We start from the raw sequence: 362 nt of genomic DNA on the forward strand, positions 1-362 counted from the left end.
GCCCGACGAGGTGGCCCGCCTGCTCGGCGCCACGGCGGGGCTGCCGGCGCTGCGCCTTGAGCGACTCAACTTCGATCAGCACGGCCAGGTGCTCGATATGGATCTCGAGTACTGGCGCCACGACAGCCTGGAGATCGAGGTCGACACCGCCGAGTGACCTTCATGGTTTGGTCATCCCCCTGTCACCCCGCTGTCATCACCGCTCGCTAGCCTCTCCATGCCATCTGGTTTAGACCAAATAGAGGAGAGAAGGATGAAACGACCCCTGCTGGCCGCCAGTCTACTGGCCGCATTTACCGCTCAGGCGGCCACCGACCTGACCGTCTACACCGCCTTTGAGCCGGAGCAGCTGGCCGAGCTGA

At 64.1% G+C, this 362-nt stretch carries 1 protein-coding gene; it reads left to right on the forward strand.

Translation table 11 applies throughout. The features are described 5' to 3' along the window. The first annotated feature begins 10 nt into the window (after nucleotides 1–10). Complete coding sequence (locus BN1134_RS19420; protein ID WP_232300665.1) at nucleotides 11–157, forward strand: UTRA domain-containing protein; 147 nt, start codon at nucleotides 11–13, stop codon at nucleotides 155–157. Nucleotides 158–362 lie beyond the last annotated feature (205 nt).

The organism is Aeromonas simiae, from assembly GCF_000820125.1.
GTDB lineage: Bacteria > Pseudomonadota > Gammaproteobacteria > Enterobacterales > Aeromonadaceae > Aeromonas > Aeromonas simiae.